The 1,489-nt window shown below is 61.9% G+C and carries 1 protein-coding gene; it reads right to left on the bottom strand.

Annotation, left to right across the window (positions count from 1 at the left end; genetic code table 11):
• A partial coding sequence (lon, locus tag EN984_RS34310; protein ID WP_127384341.1) for an endopeptidase La occupies window positions 1-1,489 on the bottom strand: 1,489 nt, incomplete at both ends.

Below are 1,489 nucleotides of genomic sequence, written 5' to 3'. Positions count from 1 at the left end.
CCTGTAACGACACCGACCTGATCGTCAGCCTCGACCTGGCCGAAGCGGTAGCGCTGCACACCAAGGTAATCGGAGAGGTTCTCCGCCGTGATGCTCACCGTCTTCTTCTTCGTCTTCAGGATCTCGGTCACCGCCTTGCGCCCGAGCTTCATCAGCTCGCGCTCCAGGCTCCTGACGCCCGCTTCGCGGGTGTAGGTCTGGACGATGGCGCGGATCGCGTCCTCACCGACGGAAAACTCCTTCGGCTGCAGCGCGTGATCGCGGATCACCTTCGGCATCAGGTGCCGCTTGGCGATCTCGATCTTCTCGTCCTCGGTGTAGCCGGCGATACGGATGATCTCCATGCGGTCCATCAAGGGCGCCGGGATGTTCAGCGTGTTCGCCGTCGTCACGAACATGACGCTCGACAGGTCGTATTCGACCTCGAGGTAATGGTCCATGAACGTCGAGTTCTGTTCCGGATCGAGGACCTCGAGCAACGCCGATGACGGATCGCCACGGAAGTCCTGGCCCATCTTGTCGATCTCGTCGAGCAGGAAGAGCGGGTTGGACTTCTTGGCCTTCTTCATCGACTGGATGACCTTGCCGGGCATCGAGCCGATATAGGTGCGGCGGTGGCCACGGATCTCGGCCTCGTCACGCACGCCGCCGAGCGCCATGCGGATGAATTCGCGACCGGTCGCCTTGGCGATCGACTTGCCGAGCGAGGTCTTGCCGACGCCGGGAGGGCCGACGAGGCACAGGATCGGCCCCTTCAGCTTCTTCTGGCGGCTTTGCACGGCGAGATACTCGACAATGCGCTCCTTGACCTTGTCGAGGCCGAAATGATCAGTGTCGAGCACGTTCTGCGCGAACGCCAGGTCCTGCTTGACCTTGGAGTTCTTGCCCCACGGAATCGACAGGATCCAGTCGAGATAGTTGCGCACGACGGTCGATTCAGCCGACATCGGCGACATCGTCCGGAGCTTCTTCAACTCGGCTTCCGCCTTTTCGCGGGCCTCCTTGGAGAGCTTGGTCTTCTTGATGCGCGCCTCGATCTCGGCGGCCTCGTCGCGGCCGTCCTCGCCTTCGCCGAGTTCCTTCTGGATCGCCTTCATCTGCTCGTTGAGGTAGTATTCGCGCTGCGTCTTCTCCATCTGGCGCTTGACGCGCGAGCGGATGCGCTTCTCCACCTGCAGGACGGAGATTTCGGCTTCCATGAAGCCCATAGCCTTTTCCAGCCGCTCCTTGACCGAGAGCGTGGCCAGCATTTCCTGCTTCTCAGGGATTTTGATGGCGAGATGCGAGGCGACCGTGTCGGCGAGCTTGGAATAGTCGTCGATCTGGCTGGCTGCACCCACCACTTCGGGCGAGATCTTCTTGTTCAGCTTGACGTAGTTCTCGAAGTCGGTGACGACCGAACGCGCCAGCGCCTCAACCTCGACCTCTTCCTCGTCCGGCTCGACCAGCGCCGCGGCGCGGGCCTCGTGGAAGTCGGGATGGTCGGTGA

The sequence above is a fragment of the Mesorhizobium sp. M7A.F.Ca.CA.004.12.1.1 genome, from assembly GCF_003997835.1.
Classification (GTDB): domain Bacteria; phylum Pseudomonadota; class Alphaproteobacteria; order Rhizobiales; family Rhizobiaceae; genus Mesorhizobium.
Note: the sequence above shows the minus strand (reverse complement) of the source record. Positions and strands in the feature narration are given on the sequence as shown.